13 protein-coding genes, 8 tRNA genes and 3 pseudogenes are annotated in these 19,136 nt (G+C 38.9%); 18 read left to right on the top strand and 6 right to left on the bottom strand.

The window, feature by feature from the left end; all coding sequences use genetic code 11:
* Window positions 1-128 precede the first annotated feature (128 nt).
* The 4 genes from V6260_RS16280 (at window position 129) to V6260_RS16265 (ending at window position 3,231) form a co-directional block, all read left to right on the top strand.
* Window positions 129-956, top strand: coding sequence for an ABC transporter permease (locus V6260_RS16280; protein ID WP_341595137.1), 828 nt, complete (start codon window positions 129-131; stop codon window positions 954-956).
* Window positions 953-1,861: an ABC transporter ATP-binding protein gene (locus V6260_RS16275; RefSeq protein WP_341595136.1), complete on the top strand. Its 909-nt coding sequence runs from the start codon at window positions 953-955 to the stop codon at window positions 1,859-1,861. The genes V6260_RS16280 and V6260_RS16275 overlap by 4 nt, the downstream gene beginning before the upstream one ends.
* Window positions 1,861-2,235, top strand: a complete 375-nt coding sequence (locus V6260_RS16270; RefSeq protein WP_341595135.1) for a PH domain-containing protein — start codon at window positions 1,861-1,863, stop codon at window positions 2,233-2,235. The genes V6260_RS16275 and V6260_RS16270 overlap by 1 nt, the downstream gene beginning before the upstream one ends.
* Window positions 2,236-2,436: 201 nt before the next feature.
* The gene (locus V6260_RS16265; RefSeq protein ID WP_341595134.1) at window positions 2,437-3,231 is read left to right on the top strand and encodes a putative porin; all 795 of its coding nucleotides are present in this window, start codon (window positions 2,437-2,439) and stop codon (window positions 3,229-3,231) included.
* A 134-nt stretch (window positions 3,232-3,365) separates the two neighbouring features.
* On the opposite strand, the pseudogene V6260_RS16260 reads toward V6260_RS16265, so the two are convergent.
* A pseudogene (locus V6260_RS16260) lies at window positions 3,366-3,535 on the bottom strand (M2 family metallopeptidase); the annotation flags it as partial.
* Between the two features lie 470 nt (window positions 3,536-4,005).
* Between V6260_RS16260 and V6260_RS16255 the strand changes: the two are divergent.
* Entirely contained in the window at window positions 4,006-4,809 is an 804-nt protein-coding gene (locus tag V6260_RS16255) for a putative porin (RefSeq protein ID WP_341595133.1), read from the top strand.
* Window positions 4,810-4,876: 67 nt separating this feature from the next.
* On the opposite strand, the pseudogene V6260_RS16250 reads toward V6260_RS16255, so the two are convergent.
* A pseudogene (locus tag V6260_RS16250) lies at window positions 4,877-5,263 on the bottom strand (M2 family metallopeptidase); the annotation flags it as partial.
* Between the two features lie 213 nt (window positions 5,264-5,476).
* Here V6260_RS16250 and V6260_RS16245 point away from each other — a divergent pair.
* Entirely contained in the window at window positions 5,477-7,753 is a 2,277-nt protein-coding gene (locus V6260_RS16245; protein ID WP_341595132.1) for an acyl-CoA dehydrogenase, read from the top strand.
* Between the two features lie 73 nt (window positions 7,754-7,826).
* Here the strand turns inward: V6260_RS16245 and V6260_RS16240 are convergent, their stop codons facing one another.
* On the bottom strand, window positions 7,827-8,261 hold the full coding sequence (locus V6260_RS16240) for a hypothetical protein (protein WP_341595131.1): 435 nt from the start codon (window positions 8,259-8,261) through the stop codon (window positions 7,827-7,829).
* A gap of 157 nt (window positions 8,262-8,418) precedes the next feature.
* Window positions 8,419-9,387: a cysteine synthase A gene (gene cysK / locus V6260_RS16235; protein ID WP_341595130.1), complete on the bottom strand. Its 969-nt coding sequence runs from the start codon at window positions 9,385-9,387 to the stop codon at window positions 8,419-8,421.
* A gap of 362 nt (window positions 9,388-9,749) precedes the next feature.
* Between cysK and V6260_RS16230 the strand changes: the two genes are divergently transcribed.
* The 12 genes from V6260_RS16230 to V6260_RS16175 all read left to right on the top strand — a co-directional run bounded on the left by V6260_RS16230 (window position 9,750) and on the right by V6260_RS16175 (window position 15,211).
* A complete protein-coding gene (locus V6260_RS16230) occupies window positions 9,750-10,913 on the top strand; it encodes a dicarboxylate/amino acid:cation symporter (protein ID WP_341595129.1) in 1,164 nt (387 codons plus the stop codon).
* Between the two features lie 100 nt (window positions 10,914-11,013).
* Complete coding sequence (gene uvrY / locus V6260_RS16225) at window positions 11,014-11,664, top strand: UvrY/SirA/GacA family response regulator transcription factor (RefSeq protein WP_341595128.1); 651 nt, start codon at window positions 11,014-11,016, stop codon at window positions 11,662-11,664.
* Window positions 11,665-11,673: 9 nt separating this feature from the next.
* Window positions 11,674-13,497 (top strand): excinuclease ABC subunit UvrC, encoded by a 1,824-nt coding sequence (gene uvrC, locus V6260_RS16220; RefSeq protein ID WP_341595127.1) that lies wholly within the window; start codon window positions 11,674-11,676, stop codon window positions 13,495-13,497.
* A gap of 41 nt (window positions 13,498-13,538) precedes the next feature.
* Window positions 13,539-14,084 carry a CDP-diacylglycerol--glycerol-3-phosphate 3-phosphatidyltransferase gene (gene pgsA, locus V6260_RS16215; protein ID WP_058548269.1) on the top strand — a complete coding sequence of 182 codons (546 nt, stop codon included), beginning with the start codon at window positions 13,539-13,541 and terminating at the stop codon, window positions 14,082-14,084.
* 212 nt (window positions 14,085-14,296) lie between these two features.
* Window positions 14,297-14,372, top strand: a tRNA-Gly gene (locus V6260_RS16210).
* A 31-nt stretch (window positions 14,373-14,403) separates the two neighbouring features.
* A tRNA-Cys gene (locus tag V6260_RS16205) sits at window positions 14,404-14,477 on the top strand.
* A gap of 37 nt (window positions 14,478-14,514) precedes the next feature.
* Window positions 14,515-14,601 (top strand) — tRNA-Leu (locus V6260_RS16200).
* A gap of 65 nt (window positions 14,602-14,666) precedes the next feature.
* Window positions 14,667-14,742 (top strand) — tRNA-Gly (locus tag V6260_RS16195).
* A 39-nt stretch (window positions 14,743-14,781) separates the two neighbouring features.
* Window positions 14,782-14,868: transfer RNA gene (locus V6260_RS16190), tRNA-Leu, on the top strand.
* A gap of 49 nt (window positions 14,869-14,917) precedes the next feature.
* Window positions 14,918-14,993 (top strand) — tRNA-Gly (locus V6260_RS16185).
* Window positions 14,994-15,012: 19 nt separating this feature from the next.
* A tRNA-Cys gene (locus V6260_RS16180) sits at window positions 15,013-15,086 on the top strand.
* 38 nt (window positions 15,087-15,124) lie between these two features.
* Window positions 15,125-15,211: transfer RNA gene (locus tag V6260_RS16175), tRNA-Leu, on the top strand.
* A gap of 506 nt (window positions 15,212-15,717) precedes the next feature.
* Here the strand turns inward: V6260_RS16175 and V6260_RS16170 are convergent.
* Window positions 15,718-17,288: pseudogene (locus V6260_RS16170) on the bottom strand (BCCT family transporter); the annotation flags it as partial.
* A 188-nt stretch (window positions 17,289-17,476) separates the two neighbouring features.
* Window positions 17,477-18,892: an alanine/glycine:cation symporter family protein gene (locus V6260_RS16165; RefSeq protein WP_341595126.1), complete on the bottom strand. Its 1,416-nt coding sequence runs from the start codon at window positions 18,890-18,892 to the stop codon at window positions 17,477-17,479.
* Window positions 18,893-19,136 lie beyond the last annotated feature (244 nt).

The following is a 19,136-nucleotide window of genomic DNA, read 5'->3' as shown; positions in this document are numbered from 1 at the left end:
ATGCTGTTACATTTAAATGTATTGTTACAAAGCTCACCATAGGTGGGCTTTTTTTTGCTGGTAATTCAAGGTGTTTACACTTAGTGTGGATAAATACACAGAAAATAAAAAGTCATTAAGGATAGTCAATGGCAACACCATTACCTATAAACGTAGGGCGATTAACGCAAATAGCGGGATTTGAGCTTGTACGTATGTTTTTAACTAAGCGTGGACTTATTGCATTAGCTGCCTTTGCATTGGTGTGGCTAATAATACTGCGCTACCCAATAGGGCAAGCAGTAGGCATTGTAAGTGCGCCCGATTTTGAGCAAATAGCCCGTGATATATCAGGTTCTATTGGTTTAAGTAAATTATTAGATTGGCCTGAGGCCGAATTTGCTATGTACTGGTTAATAGCCCTTTATAGTTTTCCCGTTTTTGGTTTATTTATTTGTAGCGACCAAACGGTAGGCGATAGAGAGCGTGGCACACTAAGGTTTTTATCACTGCGCTCCACTCGCTTTGAAATACTGTTTGGCCGTTTTTTAGGGCAATTATCGGTATTAGCTTGTTTGGTGGGTATAACGCTTGTGGCCACGCTTGCTGTACTAGGGTTTAGAGATCCTAGTTTACTGGCTGGTGGTTTTGCCCGTGCGCTTTCTATATTTTTAATATTGGTTGTTACTTTATGCCCATTTGTAGCACTGATGACGCTAATAAATACCTTTGCACGCTCATCGCGTTTATCCATTGTGTTGGCCATTTTATATTTTGCAGCAGGCGGTATTGTAGTTGGTATATTACAATGGCAAATACCCGCATTAGGCTTGCTTGATTATTTATTTCCGGGTGTGCAAATAGAGTTATTAGCGGGGCAAAATTTACCATTATTAAGCGCTGTAGCTATTCCCCTTTTGCAAACTGTGGTGTTACTAAGCGTTGCTCAACGTATTTTTGCAAGGAGCTCACTATGAGACCATTAATTACAGCTAGCGGTTTGAGTAAATCGTACGGTGCAAAATTGGCACTTAATAATGTGAACTTTGAAATTAATAAAGGCGCACCGGTGGCGCTTGTTGGGCCAAATGGCGCGGGTAAAACAACCTTATTTAGTTTGTTGTGCGGCTATATAGCGCCAAGTAAAGGCAGCCTTGAAATATTAGGGCATAAGCCAGGGAGCGCTGCTTTATTTAATAAAGTAAGTGCATTACCGCAAGACGCACAACTTGACCCTCGTTTTAATATAGATAAGCAACTCGCTTTTTATGCAAAACTGCAAGGTATGGGTGCTAAGCAGAGCCAAACTGAGGCGCTACGTGTACTTGATTTAGTTGGCTTAAAAGAAATTGCAAAGCAGCGCGCAGGGGACTTATCGCACGGTATGCGCAAGCGCGTTACGATAGCGCAAGCACTTATTGGCGCGCCGCAAATTGTAATGCTTGATGAAGCAACCGCAGGCCTTGATCCGATTCATGCCAGAGAAGTACGCGAGCTAGTATCTGAATTAAGTGAACAGGCTACATTTATTTTAAGCTCTCACGATTTAACTGAGCTTGAGCGGCTATGCTCACAGGTACTTCATTTAGATAAAGGTGTACTGAGCGAGCATCAAACAAAAACGAATAATACCGATAAACATTTTTATACATTAATGCTAAGCGAGGCTTATCCAAATGTTGAGCAACAGCTTCAAGCAATTGCAGGTGTGAACCGCGTGTATATGAGCCAACATAAAGAATATGTAATTGAGTATCAGCCAACAGGTGAGCCGCTCGATATTGCACTACTGAGCTTTTGTCATCAGCACAACTGGCAGTACAGGCAGTTAGTTAATGGTCACACATTAGAGAATCAAATATTTAAACAGGAGAAAGTATAATGGGTTTACTAAGTGGATTAATGGGTAATGCCAGCGAAGTTGACGATTCTGATTTAGAGAAAATCCTCGCCAATACATTAATTGAGGGTGAGCAAGTAGAAAAAGCATATAAAGTAGTACGTGATATGTTTATTTTTACTAATAAGCGCTTAATCTTAATTGATAAGCAAGGTATGACCGGCTCTAAAATGGAAATGGTGAGTATTGCTTACTCTAAAATAACAAAGTTTAGTAAAGAAAGTGCAGGCCACTTTGACCTAGATGCAGAGCTTAAAATATGGGTGGGTTCAGATCCAACACCCATTAGTAAAGAGTTTAAATCTGGCGATAATATTAACGACGTTTACCGTATTATTAGTCAACTCGCGCTTTAAGCTGCGATACATATTTTAAGTAGTTGTTGACCAAGTGTTGCAACTACTTTAATTTTACAGTTTACAACACTTCCTTACAATTAACTTAATAAATACAACTGGTTAGTTAAGTTTTCATTCAGTTTTCTAGCGTTAGCATGTGCCTCGACTTTAGCAATACAGCTAGAGCATAAAGAGCAATGTACATAGGGAAGTCTTACAATGAAAAAATTAGCAGTTATTATTTCGAGCATTTTATTATCTAGCACTGCGGCTGCTGCAGACAGCTATAACTCAATTAGCAACCTTAGCTACAAAGATAGCGATAACAACGACACCGTTGCTGTAGATTCTATTTACTACTTATCACCTAAAAAAACCTTAGGTCCGTACGATCAATTTGAGTACATCAATAAACAAACTAACGTATATGGCGGCTACGCTGATGACGACTCTGGTGATGTTACAAAAGTTGGCGGCGAATACTTTATTAATGAGTTTGTTGTTGGTGCGTCTTACGAGAATAAAGACCCAGATACAGGCTCTAACGGTGAACTTTATAAATTAACAGGTGGTTACTTTTTCAACCCAGATTTACTTGCAAAAGTAACACTAGTTGAAAACAAAGACGGCGATGATTACGCATTATTTGATTTAGCTTACAACCACATGCTTAACAGCACTGATTACGTAGGTGTTACACTTACATCAGACGATGACTTTGATTACCGCGCAGTTGCAGCTAAATATTTCATTGATTTACAGCAAGGTAACTACTTAACGTTTGAAGGTAAGTACGAAAGTATTGATGATGCCCAAAACCAATGGGTAGCAGAAACTAACTACTACTTCTCAAAGGCAACATCTGTATTTGCTAACTACAACAAGCAAGACACTTACAGCTTTGGTGCTCAACACTTCATTAATAAAAATATTGGTGTAAAGGTGGGTTACGAAAACAATGCTGATGATTCTGATAACGATGCGTACTTTGCTAACATGCGTTTTCAGTTTTAATTAAGTCCGTACTTAGTTAATACAAAAGTAATATTAAAAAGCCCGCTTAGTTAGCGGGCTTTGTTGTTTTATACAAGTGCATTACTTTATTACCAGCCGCAGCCTTCGTTTTGCTTATCTAAATATGTTTGTAATTATGCAAAGTAATTAAGCATGGCTGTTGCATCCATGTGCGGCTTACCTGTTACAGTTTCAAGCGCTTCTTGCCATGGGCGAGACGAACCCATTTCAAGCATGGCGTTTAGCTTATCCCCGCTTCTTTTGAGGCATAAATTGCGCAGCGACGAATAGCTTTATCGTTACCAAAGTTAATTTTTTAGTTGTAAAGTAGTAATTATTGTAGTCACTTTTACTAATAAATAATGGTTATTATGAAGGAGTAGATAAAAATACGCACTGAAACAAACCTGCTTGTTACTATAAATTCAGAAATAATAAATAAAAGAGAGTAATTTTTTGAAAAATTAGAAAAAAAATAGTGAAAGGAAATAATATTGATGAGGTTTATCGAATAATTAAGTTGTATTCAATTTAGCGACAACTTATACCGTATTTTTTACTTTTTTTAACTCAAGTAATGACATACTACTGTTCTGTATATTTAAGAGATACTTTATAGTTACATTTACATGCAAATATTTACAATTAAATCACTTTTTCAAGGTCGTAGTTTGACCTCTCATTCAGTTTTTGTTCATTTTTCTGGCGTTAGGATGCGCCCCGACTTTGGCTAGACAGCCCAAGCATAAAAGTAATATTTATAGGGAATTTAAAATGAAAAAATTAGCCGTTATCATTTCGAGCATTTTATTATCAAGCGCTGCAACCACTGCAATGGCTGCAGATACTTACCAATCAATCAGCCATGTAGGATACATGGACGTAGATGGTGATGACACAGTAAGTGTTGATTCAACTTATTATTTTTCTCCAAAAGCGACTTTAGGTCCTTACGATCAATTTGAGTACATCAATAAACAAACAAATGTTTATGGTGCATACAGTGATAATGATTATAGCGATGTTACTAGCATTGGTGGTGAGTATTTTGTAGAAGATTTTGTATTAGGTGCGCAGTACAATAATTACGATAGTGATTATGGCTCAAGCACGGACGTAATAGAACTTTCTGCTGGTTACTTCTTTAACCCAAACCTTGTATTAAAAGCAACGTTTATAGATGTAGAAGATGCTGACAATCAGTTTATGTTTGATTTGGCATATAACCACCAATTAAACAGCACTGATTATATCGGCTTTACAGTAACATCAGATGATGATTTTGATTACCGTGCAGTAGCAGCAAAGTACTTTGTTGATTTACAGCAAGGTAACTACTTAACTGTTGAAGGTAAATTTGTAGATATTGATGGCGGCTCTAGTAGCTGGGAATTAGCATCTAACTACTATTTCAGCAAAGCAACATCGGTTTTTGTTACAGTTAATAAAAATGATGACTACAAGCTTGGTGCTCAACACTTTTTCAACAACAATGTTGGTTTAGAAGCAGGTTACGGCAATAACTGGGATGATTCTGATTATGATGCTTACTTTGCAAATGTAAGCTTACAGTTCTAATTTAACTAAAAGTTAGAATATGAATAAAAAGCCCGCTCATTTGAGCGGGCTTTTTGTTTAGCGCTATTTACCAGCCGCAGTTGCGGCCTTCGTTTTGTTTATCTAAATATGTTTGTAATGGTGCAACGTAATCGAGCATTGCTGTTGCATCCATTTACGGCTTACCTGTTACAGTTATAAGCGCTTCTTGGCAAGGGCGAGATGAACCGATTTCAAGCATAGCGTTTAGTTTATCCCCCGCTTCTTTTGAGTTATAAATTGTGCAGCGATGAATGGCTTTATCGTTACCGGCAATTTCACATAAACTGCGATGAAACTCAAATTGTAAAATATGCGCTAAAAAGTAACGAGTATAAGGCGTGTTACCCGTGACGTGGTACTTAGCACCCGGATCAAAGTCATTTTCGCTACGTGCGATAGGAGCTTGAACACCTTGGTATTTTTCACGTAGTTCCTACCATTAAGGCGCTCATACTTAGCTTTAATCGAAAGAGGGTCATGCTATTCCTTTAATTTATTGCTATTAAAACGTTAATAATAAGAGTGGTGTTTAAAACAATAAAATGAATGCATTAAGGCTCACGACTCGTCGTGCAATGATTGTATTTAAATTAAGATGGGTCATAATTAAGTTACTATTTTCATTCAATGTGTAAGGAATGTGCGCATGTTAATATTTATAATATTGCTGGTCGTGGTGGTGGCTATTTTTGCGGTTAAAGATATTCGCCTAAACTTGATTAGTCGTCCTACGTTTAAAATGTTCAAAAAGGTGCTTCCGCCATTATCGCAAACAGAGCGAGAGGCGATGGAAGCAGGTGATGTTTGGTGGGATGGTGAGTTGTTTAGTGGTAACCCAGACTGGCAAAAACTGCACCACTTTCCTAAACCAGAGCTTAGTGATAAAGAAAACGCATTTATGGCTAACCAAGTAGAAACCTTGCTGGCTATGCTTGATGATTATCAAATTGTACAAAAAGACAAAGACTTACCAAAAGAAGTGTGGGATTACCTAAAAACGGAAGGTTTTTTTGCGCTGATCATTCCAGAAAAATTTGGCGGGCGAGAGTTCTCCGCAATTGCTAATTCGACGATAGTGTCAAAAATTTCGACAAAAAGCTTAACTGCCGCAGTCACTGTAATGGTGCCTAATAGCTTAGGTCCGGGCGAGTTACTTCTTCATTATGGCACTAAAGAGCAGCAAGATCGTTGGCTGCCAAGTTTAGCTGATGGTAAAGATGTTCCTTGTTTTGCATTAACGGGACCAGAGGCGGGCTCTGATGCTGGCAGCATTCCAGATTCAGGCGTGGTGTGTATGGGGGATCACAATGGCAAGCAAGTAATGGGCCTGCGTTTAAATTGGTCAAAGCGTTACATTACGCTTGCACCAGTGGCTACTGTACTAGGCTTAGCATTTAAAATGTACGACCCTGATGCTTTATTAGGTGATAAAAAAGAGCTAGGTATAACGTGTGCACTTATACCAACCGATCATCCGGGTGTTGAAACGGGTGAGCGTCATTATCCGCTTAATATGGCCTTTATGAACGGTACCACTTACGGTAAAGATGTATTTATTCCACTGGATTGGATTATTGGTGGGCAAGAGTGTGCAGGGCGTGGCTGGAGAATGCTTGTTGAGTGTTTAAGTGCTGGGCGTGGTATTTCACTACCAGCATTGAGTGCAGCAACTGGGCATTTAGCGTCTAAAATGACATCGGCATACGCCATGGTACGCCAGCAGTTTGGTGTATCAATTGGGCAATTTGAAGGTGTGCAAGAGGCACTTGCGCGTATTGGTGGTTTAACTTACACACTAGAGTCATGCCGATTAATGACCGCAGGTGCGATTGATTTAAAATTAAGCCCGTCGGTTGTAACAGCGATTGCTAAATACCATATGACTGAAATGGGTCGTACGGTAATGAACGATGCTATGGATATTCATTCAGGTAAAGGAATTCAAGTAGGGCCTAATAACTATTTGGCACATGGCTACATGGGGATTCCGGTATCGATTACGGTTGAAGGCGCAAATATTTTAACGCGTAACTTAATGATATTTGGCCAAGGTGCAACACGGTGCCACCCATTTGTTTTAAAAGAAATGGAAGCCGCTGCAATGGAAGATAACGATGCAGCACTTGAACAGTTTGATGGCTTATTAATGAACCACATACTATTTGCTGCAAGTAATGCAGGTATGGCATTTGTGCATGGTTTAACACGCAGTTGCTTTGCTAAAGCCCCTGTAGGCGGTGAAACGGCTATTTATTATAAACAACTGAGCAGAATGAGCCGAGGGTTAGCTATTTGTACAGACGTTGCAATGTTAATGCTAGGCGGTGAACTTAAACGTAAAGAAATGATATCGGCACGTTTGGGTGATGTATTAAGTCATTTATACTTAGCATCAACTGTTTTAAAACGTTATGAAGATGAAGGGCGCCAACAAGCTGATTTACCATTTGTAAAATATGCAATTGAGAACTCATTATTTGAAATTGGCCAAGCGTTTAATGGCTTCTTTAAAAACTTTTCAAATCCGGTTGTTAATTTTATCCTTAAACGTATCGTATTCCCGCTTGGAAACCATTATCACAGACCAAGTGATGAAATAACACAAAGTATTTGCGAGCGTATGACTCAACCTGGAGTATTTAGAAACCGCTTAACGCATTTATGTTATGTAGATGAAAATGCAGGTACAGGGGTCATGGAAAGCGCATTTTTAGCTATGCATGATATGCAAGCGCAGTTTAAAGACTTAAAACAATGGCAGCGTAAGGGCAGTGTGCCTGCAACGCTTGATATTGAAGGTGCTATAAATTATGCGCTTGAAAATAAGTTGCTAGAGCAAACGGATGCTGATGCAATGCATCATGCTAATAAGCTACGTAAAAAAGCCATTGCAGTTGATAACTTTCAACCTGGTGAGCTGTAGCGCAGTACTTAAAATAAGTAAAACGAAAAAGGCCTTACGAACGTAAGGCCTTTTTATGTGTAATTCACCTATTTTAACGAGCGTAAGGGTCAACCATTATCTTATCAACATACCATTTACCTTTCTTCTGGATCATTTTAACTGTGCGAATATCATCAATTTTTTTAGAGCCAAAATATCCAGTAAAGATAATGTTTATTTTTGCATGATCACCGAATTGCTGACGTACACTCATATTTGTCATATCAATTTCGATAGTAACCTTGTCATACTGTAGATTTATCAAGTTGCGAGCGAATTGTTTAGCTGTACCATAAGATTTCATTATCCGGGCCATGCTAGGAGTAGCCATAGAACTCGCTTTTTGTAGATCCTTTTGATTATATAAGGCATCAAAATAGGCGCTTGCAATATCCCCAGGAGTAGCACTCTCAGGTTTTGCAATGTCACCACAACCTGATATAAACAAGATTGTTATTATTGTTATTAAAGTTATTAGTTTGTTCATCTTACCTTCATCATTGTTATTATTCGCTCGGTTAAGTAAATTGTGTGTTGAAAACGTGAAGATGTAAAGGGGGGAGTAGAAAATTAGTTATCGATCCCTTAATGAACTAATAAAAAAGGATGCATAAGCATCCTTGTTTATTTCTCATAGTATTAGATTACTGCACAAGCTCTTGATCGCTAAACTCTTCATCAAACATAGGGCTTGATAGGTAACGCTCTGTAGCACTTGGTAGGATAACAACTATATTTTTATCAGCATTCTCCGGTCTTTCAGCAATTCGTTTAGCTGCAACGACTGCGGCTCCTGATGAAATACCTACTAAAATACCTTCTTGTTTCATTAACTGATGTGCCATTGCAATTGCGTCTTCATTAGATACAAGCTCTGCGCCATCAATTAAGTCCATATCTAGATTACCGGGAATAAAGCCCGCGCCAATCCCTTGGATTTTATGAGGGCCAGGTTTAATTTCTTCACCGGCAAGCGTTTGACTAATAACTGGAGAGTTAGTTGGCTCTACAGCAATAGATTTAACATTTAGTCCTTTTTCCGTTTTAAGGAAGCGACTAACACCTGTAATAGTTCCCCCAGTGCCTACACCGGCTACAAAAAAGTCTACTTTACCATCAAGCGCATCGTAAATTTCAGGGCCTGTTGTTTCAAAATGAATTTTTGGGTTTGCAGGGTTTTCGAATTGTTGTAATAAAATATACTTATCAGGTGCTGTTGCTTGAATTTCTTTTGCTTTTTCAATTGCGCCATTCATACCTTTTGCACCGTCGGTAAGTACTAGATTTGCACCTAATGCTTTTAATAGCTTGCGACGTTCTAGACTCATGGTGTTTGGCATAGTAAGTGTTAACTTGTAACCACGTGCTGCTGCAACAAATGCAAGTGCAATACCGGTGTTCCCCGATGTTGGTTCAATAAGTTCTTTACCTTCAATAAGCTGACCTGACTTTTCAGCTTCCCAAATCATCGATGCACCAATGCGGCATTTGATACTAAAGCTAGGATTACGAGATTCAACTTTAGCGTATACATTCCCACCCGTAACTCGGTTAAGTTTTACCAGCGGCGTATTACCAATAGTTAGTGAGTTATCTTCAAAAATAGTAGACATAATGTTCCTTTGGATACAATCTGATCAACGTGTTAATAGCATTTGCTACTAACTATACAGACACACTTTACTGAGAGTTAAAAAAAACTAAAGTAAAGTTTGGCTATAACATATATCTATTGAGCTTATAACCAAGTGAAATAAAAATCCACAATAGGTGAGGCTTTGGTTATTAAAGATATTCAATTAGCTCTTAACGTTAAGTAGAGATGTTTTATTAAGCAATCAAGTCTATAAATTAGCTTAAAGTGAGTGTAATTGATGTTTATTTGTGCAAATGAACCTCACTTGAACAGTTTTATGACACAAGCTAAGTAAAACGTGATAAAAACACCATATCTTAATTCAAGTAAGCAATCACAATGAACTTAATCTTAAAATTAATTGCCGGTATTGTGGCTGGTATTTTGGTAGGACTGTATGTGCCTTTGACAGGTGTTGAGCTTTTATTTACGGTTAAAGAATTAATTGGCCAACTCATCTCATTTACAATTCCCCTTATTATTTTGTTTTTTATTGCATCAGGAATTGCCGGTCTACCAAAAGGCTCGGGTCATTTACTAGGTAAAACGGTGGGTTTTGCCTATAGTTCTACAATTATCGCTGGTACGCTTGCATTTTTACTTGTCAGCACTGTAATACCTATGCTTAGCGGTGGTATTACATTTGAAGCTGAAGTTGCAACTGAGATTGGCAGCTTTATTGATTTAGAAATACCTCCTCTCATGGGGGTAATGACCGCATTAGTGACTGCGTTTGTATTTGGTATTGGTATGAGCCAATTACAGCTTGACACACTTAAAAAAGTATCAGATCAGGGACGTGATGTAATTGACGGGCTATTATCAAAAGTAATTATCCCTGCTTTACCATTTTACATTGCAGGTGTATTTGCCGAAATGACCGTTGCAGGTACTGTGGTCGACACGCTACAAACATTTGGCGTTGTGCTTATTGCGGCGCTAGTTATGCATTGGCTGTGGTTAACAGTATTATATGTTTCTACGGGTTTATTACTTAAACGTAATCCGCTAGAGCTAGTTAAAAATATGCTACCTGCTTACTTTACTGCGCTGGGAACCATGTCGAGTGCGGCAACAATTCCGGTGTCGTTACAATCAAGTAAAGCAAATAACGTTAAAGAAGATGTAGCAAACTTTACAGTACCACTGTGTGCAACCATTCATTTATCTGGTTCAACTATTACGATTGTAACGTGTGCAATGGCTGTAATGTTTTTATCGCCAAACATGGAAGTTCCTTCATTAATTGGTATGCTACCGTTTATTATGATGTTAGGTGTAGTAATGATTGCAGCGCCAGGCGCACCTGGCGGGGCCGTAATGTCCGCACTTGGTTTATTAACAAGTATGCTTGGTTTTAATGAAGGCGCGGTGGCATTAATGATCGCACTTTATTTGGCACAAGATAGCTTTGGTACTGCATGTAATGTAACGGGTGATGGTATCATTGCATTATGGGTTGACAAATTTAGCGAAAAATCGTCTGAATCAACTATTAGATAGGGCGAGGCAATAATATTAGTTATTGTTTCGTTTTATGTATGTTACTGTGGCGAATTAATTAAATTAAATTGCATGTTGTTAGGTAAGTGAGGATGTTCCGTTGATTAATGTACTTTTAGTTGATGACCATGAGCTTGTACGAACAGGAATCAAGCGTATTCTTGATGATGTACGAGGGTTTAAAGTTATTGGTGAAGCTAAAACAGGTGAAGAAGCTGTACAGTTTTGTCGTCAGCATGCGCCAAACATAGTATTAATGGATATGAATATGCCTGGTATGGGTGGTCTTGAAGCGACTAAGAAAATTTGTCGTTACTGCCCCGATGTAAAAATAATTGTATTAACTGTCAATTGTGAAGACCCATTTCCAAGCAAAGTGATGCAAATTGGTGCGCATGGCTTTTTAACTAAAGGTGCCGGCTCTGACGAAATGGTTCGTGCTATTCGTTGTGTTCATGCTGGTCAGCGTTATATTGCTCCTGAAATTGCACAGCAAATAGCACTTGCACAAGTGACAGGCCGCACAGATGAAAACCCTTTCCAAAGTTTATCTGAACGCGAACTACAAATAATGCTTATGATCACCAAAGGTGAAAAAGTACAGGATATAGCTGAGCGCTTAAACTTAAGTTCTAAAACAGTAAATAGCTATCGCTACCGTATGTTTGAAAAGTTAAATGTAGGGGGGGATGTTGAGCTTACCCATTTAGCAATTCGTCATAAAATGATTGATATAGACGTGTCGTACTAACTACAATTTATGTCTGAATTTGATCACGTACATTTTCTAAAAACGCTATCAAGTGAGCCGGGTGTTTACCGCATGCTCGATAGCGAGCAGCAAGTCATTTATGTTGGTAAAGCTAAGCATTTAAAAAAGCGTGTGAGCAGTTACTTTAGAAGTAACATTACCGATAGCAAAACACGCGTTTTAGTGAGTAATATTTGTGACATTGAAGTCACACTCACCAATACTGAAACCGAAGCATTGCTGCTTGAAAACAATCTAATAAAAAAATATCAGCCTCGCTACAACATATTATTACGCGATGATAAGTCGTATCCCTATATTTTATTAACTAGCCATAAACACCCTCGTTTAGCGTTTCATCGTGGCAGCCGTAAAATTAAAGGTGAGTACTTTGGGCCTTTTCCGAGCGCGGGAGCGGTATCTGAAAGCTTGCGGTTAATGCAAAAAATCTTTCCTGTTCGCCAATGTGAAGATGCTTATTACCGTGCTAGAAGTCGCCCGTGCCTGCAATATCAACTTAAACGTTGCTCAGCGCCATGTGTAAATAAAGTAACGGATGATGATTACAGCGAGCAAGTTGACTATGTTCGTAAATTTTTAACGGGTAAATCTCACGAAGTTATTGCTGATTTAATAAAAAAAATGGAAGCAGCTAGCCAGCAATTAAACTTTGAACTTGCTGCGAAAGTTCGCGACCAAATAATGCTACTTCGTAAAATGCAGGAGCAGCAGTCTATATCGGGAAACTTTGCTGAAATGGATGTGGTTGGTTTTGCACATTTAAATGGCTTAAACGGGATTCATTTATTGATGATCCGCGACCATAAAGTGCTCGGCAGTAAAACCTATTTCCCTAAAGTACCAAAAGACTCTGGCCAAGAAGAAATCCTTACTTCATTTTTAGGGCAATATTACTTAGCGCCTGGAGCAACAGGGCGCATAGCAAAAGAAATTATTTTACCGTTCGAAATTGCAGAAGGTGAAGTATTAGGTGAAGCCCTAACTCAAATCAGTGAGCGCAAAGTAACACTTAAAGTAGTGACTCGTGGAGAGCGTGCTCAATACCTTCAACTTGCTAATAAAAATGCTTTAAATAGCATTACCGTTAAGCAAAGTACTCAAGACTCTATAAATAAACGTTATGCTCAGTTAAAGGCAACTTTACGCCTTGATGATATAACGAGGATGGAGTGCTTTGATATAAGCCATACCATGGGGGAAAATACTGTTGCCAGTTGTGTAGTTTTTGACTCCCAAGGGCCAAATACAAAAGAGTACAGGCGCTACAATGTAACCGGTATTACCGGGGGCGATGATTATGCGGCTATGGAATTTGCACTTAACAAGCGTTACAACAAAGTTGTAGGCGAAGAAAAAATACCTGATGTTATTTTTATTGACGGTGGCAAAGGACAGTTAGGTCGAGCAGAGCAATATTTTGCAAATTGGCCTCATTCTAAAATGCCACTGTTAGTAGGTGTTGCAAAAGGTACTAGTCGTAAGCCTGGCCTTGAGACCTTATTAATTGACGGCGGGCGCAAAACAATTCCTATGGATTCTGATGCGCCAGCGCTTCATTTAATTCAACATATTCGCGATGAATCACACCGTTTTGCAATTGCAGGGCATCGTAATAAGCGCCAAAAACAGCGCACTCAATCCTTATTAGAAGAAATAAATGGTGTAGGCTCTAAGCGCCGCCAAACATTATTAAAATATTTAGGGGGCATGCAGGGAGTAAAAGCTGCTAATATAGAACAGTTAAAGAAAGTTCCTGGGATCAGCCCTGACATGGCTGAGAAGATATTTAACCATTTGCATGACAAGGGCTAGCCCTTCGTGCGAATATAGAAAAAAGACATATCCAAGTAGTTATGTGGAATATTCCAAACACACTCACAACCTTTAGACTTTTTCTTATCCCCATTTTTTTGGTGATATTTTATTTGCCTTATAGCTGGGCTTTTTTTGCTGCCGCTTTTATATTTTGGCTTGCATCGATTACCGACATTCTTGATGGCTATTTAGCACGTAAGCTTGAGCAATCAACGCCTTTTGGTGCCTTCTTAGACCCCGTTGCAGATAAAGTAATGGTATGTGCAGCGCTTGTTGCGCTATCTGATCATTATCAGTCTATGTATATGACAATACCTGCATTGATTATTATATGCCGTGAAATTGTTATTTCAGCTCTGCGTGAGTGGATGGCTGAACAGGGCAAGCGCGGTAATGTAGCTGTATCAAATATGGGTAAAATCAAAACTGCTGCGCAAATGTTAGCCATTATTGGCTTGATTTGGCAATACGCACCCTGGATGAACTACCTAAGTTTTGCATTACTGTATGTAGCAACCTTTTTAACCTTAAGTTCGATGATGCAATATTTACGTGCAGCATGGGGTGAATTGACTAAAAATTAACTCTAAATGTCTAATAACGCACCGTTTTAGATAAAAAACAAGCAAACAGTTCAAAACTAGCATTTTTTGTATTGACGCGTTTAATAATCTCTGTAGAATGCGTCCGTGTTGAGAGGGCAAAGCCCCTGAGATAAACGAAATGGTAATTAATCAGTTGCCTGAATGTTCACATAAATCATCATGTGTAAATTCAATTAATTGATAAATAAAGTGCGGTACTAGCTCAGTTGGTAGAGCGCGACCTTGCCAAGGTCGAGGTCACGAGTTCGAGCCTCGTGTACCGCTCCAAGTTTATCTTAAGGTTAATACCCCGTACTGGGGCGGAATGGCAGAGTGGCCATGCACCGGATTGCAAATCCGTCTACCTCGGTTCGACTCCGGGTTCCGCCTCCATTTCAACACTCCACACGCTTTAATTAGCAAACTCGATGCCCGAGTGGTGGAATTGGTAGACACAAGGGATTTAAAATCCCTCGACTAACAAGTCGTGCCGGTTCAAGTCCGGCCTCGGGCACCACTTTGTGGTTTAATTGCATTACCAAGTGTAATTTATAAAATAGTTAATATTAGAATTAATATGATGCGGTACTAGCTCAGTTGGTAGAGCGCGACCTTGCCAAGGTCGAGGTCACGAGTTCGAGCCTCGTGTACCGCTCCATATTAGTTTTATCCACTTGCTTTAAATAGCAAACTCGATGCCCGAGTGGTGGAATTGGTAGACACAAGGGATTTAAAATCCCTCGACTAACAAGTCGTGCCGGTTCAAGTCCGGCCTCGGGCACCACTTTAAATTATTTTACCAAGATAATTTAACGCTGATAAAACAGAATTTTGCGGTACTAGCTCAGTTGGTAGAGCGCGACCTTGCCAAGGTCGAGGTCACGAGTTCGAGCCTCGTGTACCGCTCCAAATTATTTGGAAGCGTTTAGGCGGAATGGCAGAGTGGCCATGCACCGGATTGCAAATCCGTTTACCCCGGTTCGACTCCGGGTTCCGCCTCCATATAATTTACTCCACACGCTTTAATTAGCAAACTCGATGCCCGAGTGGTGGAATTGGTAGACACAAGGGATTTAAAATCCCTCGACTAACAAGTCGTGCCGGTTCAAGTCCGGCCTCGGGCACCATTTTTACTAAACTCCTCGGATAAAAATTCATCCTTACTGAAATTCCCCAATCTTATTTTTACTACTTACTTACCTTTAATATCTATTTCTTTTTAATATCTTAAAGTTTCATCATTATACATTTACAAAGCTGCCAGTTTGTATTTAACCGTTACTGCTTTTATCCCATCAGGTTAAATTAACTGCATTGGTATAATTAATTGTAAATAAGAGCAGCTGCTTATAACAAAGCAAAAAATCAGAACGCTGGTTATTTAATTCTTTTGGCAAAATTACTTCTGTATCTATGTTTTAGTAAATCAGATGCTTTTAACACTGCTAAAGTAAGGTTTGTTTTCTAAAAATAAATAAGTTTTAACTAGAGGTGGTATTAATGAATGTTATAGAGGTGCGGTGTCTAAAATAAACTTAAGGTAAGAGTATAAGGAATGGGTTAAGCACTTAGTTATACGAATTGCTAATGCTTTATAAGCAACCCTTGAGGATCGCTTATAAAGGATAAATTGTTATTGCAGTTTACTCTGAGCTTTGTAAATTGGATACTCGCTCAACAAGCCCTGAATAAGCGTAATACACATTAAAATAAGTATTATTGAAAATGGTAGGGCAGTAGTCACCACTCCTGATTGAAGCGCTTGTAATGCTTATGAGCCTCCAACCCAAAGTAATATAGCTGCAATCACACCATCAACAGTAGCCCAAAATATACGTTGTGGCACTGGTGCATCTATTTTACCGCCAGCAGTTATACCGTCTATTACAAGCGATCCTGAATCAGATGAAGTAATAAAGAAGACTAAAGCAATAGAAATAATAGAAACAAAACTAGAAAGTGGTTACTGCTCGTATACTTGAAATAAAGTTACTGAGATATCAGTTAAACCATTTTGTCCAAGCGGACCAACTTTATCTATTACCTGTGTAATTGCCATATTAGCAAATACACCCATCCAAACCAGGCTAAGAAGCGTTGGTAGGCCAATGACGACGAGTAAAAACTCACGTACAGTGCGCCCCTTTGAAACTCGAGCAATAAACATCCCAACAAACGGCGACCATGATATCCACCATGCCCAATAAAACACAGTCCAAGAGTGCATCCAATCTTCATCGGGTCTATTAAAAGGATTTTTTATAGGTACAAAGTGCTCTACGTATGCCCCAAGGGTAAACCACACTGCCGTAATTGCATCAGAGAAAGTAAGGGCAATAACAGCTAATAATAAAATAAACGCACAAATTAATATTGCTCAGTACTTTAACACCGCCCTCAATACCTCTAATAACATAAAAAATAGCAATACACGTTACTAAACTAATAACAGATATTTGAAAAGCAGTCCCGTAATCAGTGCCTAACAGATAATTTATCCCGCTGGTAGCTTGTTGAGCCCCAAGGCCTAGCTATGTAGCTAAACCAAACAAGGTAGACAGTACAGCGAGCACATCTATGGTATGTCCAAGCCATCCCCATGCGCGATCACCAAATAATGGATAAATAACAGAACGTATAGATAAAGGAAGGCCTTTATTAAATGCAAAAAAGCCAAGCTTAACCCAACCACTGCATAAATCGCCCAGCCATGTAAACCCCAGTGGTACATAGTTGCACCTAAAGCTAATGAATATGCTTGTGCTGAATTTGGCTCTACCCCCATAGGCATATGATACAAATCTGTATAATAGGCTGTTGGCTCTGCAACTCCCCAAAATAGTAAGCCAATACCCATTCCTGCTGCAAAGAGCATAGCAAGCCACGACATATAACCATGTTCTGGACGAGCTTTTACGCCCCCCAACCGAATTTTACCTAAAGGAGAAAATGCTAAAATAAAGTAAAAAATCACAAAGGCATTGGCTAATAGCATAAAATAACTATCGAATTGATTAATAATGGCGTCTTTAGTCGAGGTTAGAGCATCACGGGTAACGGTAGGGTCAAAAACTAAGGTAAGTATTACAAATAACACGACTAGAAATGCGCTTATTCCAAATACAGGGTTATGGATATCAGCCCCCCCCATTTTTGTACATTATCTTGCCCAACTTGATAATCAGTGGTATGGGTACTGTACTTTTTTTTTCATGTCATCCATCAGATCTCTTTTTTATAGATAACTTTTATATGTTCCTACACGTTATTAAATATAAAATAGTTTCAAAAATTAATATAAGCTTTTCTTATTAAAGGTAGTACTTAATCTTTTTAAAATATGTAAATAAACTATAGAGCTAAAAAAGCGAGCCGTAGCTCGCTATTTGATTTTATTTCCAAGCCTGAGGGTCGACCTCTTTATTCAGCTTCGGGTACTTACTCTTATCAAATGTAGGAGTTAGTCCTTTTTTGCGTTGTTCGTTATAGTCTTTTGAAAGCCACACAACAACACCTGAAAGCATAAACAGCGCTATTACGTTTACAATGGCCATTAACCCCATTGATATATCAGCTAATGTCCAAATTAAGCCAAGTTCACCAATAGCGCCAAACATCACCATTGCTAATACAAGCAATCTAAAAATAAACATGCCTTTATTAGAGTTGTGTTCTAAAAACATTAAATTAGTCTCAGCGTATGAATAATTAGCAACAATAGAAGTAAAAGCAAAGAACAAGATAGCGATAGCAACAAAGTAAGAACCCCAGTTACCAACATGCTCTTGTAAAGCTGCTTGCGTAAGTTCAATACCCATCACCCCAGACTCAGGTACTAATTGTTGAGATAGTAAAATTAACGACGCGGTCGCGGTACAAATAACAATAGTATCAATAAATACACCAAGCATTTGTACATATCCTTGTGATGCCGGATGAGGTGGGTAAGGTGTTGCAGTTGCGGCAGCATTTGCTGCGCTACCCATACCGGCTTCGTTTGAGAATAATCCACGTTTTATCCCTTGGATCATTGCTTGTGTTACACCATAACCAATAGCACCTGCACCTGCTTGTTCAAGCCCAAAAGCACTTTTTATTATAAGTACTAGTACATCAGGTAAAGCCGTAAAGTTCATTGCACATACATACAACGCCACTAATAAATAAGCTAATGCCATAAAAGGCACAACCATTTCTGCAAATCGAGAGATTGTTTTTAAGCCACCAAAGATAATAATACCTGAGCCAACAACAAGTACTATTCCTACAATATATTTTGGTACATCAAACGCGACTTCAAATGCTGCAGCAATAGAGTTTGACTGTACGGCATTAAATACAAGGCCAAAAGCTAAAATTAAACATAATGAGAATAAAACGCCCATCCAACGCTTACCTAAACCTACTTCCATATAATAAGCAGGGCCACCTCTAAAATTGCCCTCAGCATCTTTTGTTTTATAAGCTTGTGCAAGTGTACTTTCGGCAAAGCTAGTTGCCATTCCTATTAAGGCAATAAGCCACATCCAAAAAATTGCACCTGGGCCACCTAAATATAACGCCACAGCTACACCTGCCATATTACCTGTACCAACACGGGCGGCTAAAGATGTACAAAAAGCTTGGAATGACGATATTTCATTATCGCCGCATTTACGCGAAGCAAACATTACTTTAAACATATGTGGAAATTGGACAATTTGAATGAAGCCTAACCGAACGGTAAAAAACAGGCCTGCTGCTATTAATAAGTAGACGAGAACTTGGCCCCACAAAAGGGCACTTATACTATTTATTATGTCTGTCATGGATACTACCTAAATACATGAGTTAAAAAAGTGCTGGCAACTTACCACAACAAACCAAAAGAGTTTAGTTTTAAAGTGCTAAAAGCATGGTTATCAACAGACTTTTGTGAGTAACTTGTGAACTAGTTGTGAGCTTCATCTGTGTATAAAATAAATGTAACTTTACTTAATAAAACACTTGCGTAAGAATCGGATCTCCCTATAATGCGACCCCACTGAGACGGCAGAGCGCAACGCATAGCGA

It is taken from the genome of Pseudoalteromonas aliena (genome assembly GCF_038155085.1).
Lineage (GTDB): Bacteria > Pseudomonadota > Gammaproteobacteria > Enterobacterales > Alteromonadaceae > Pseudoalteromonas > Pseudoalteromonas aliena_A.
This window is presented reverse-complemented; position numbering and strand designations above follow the sequence as displayed.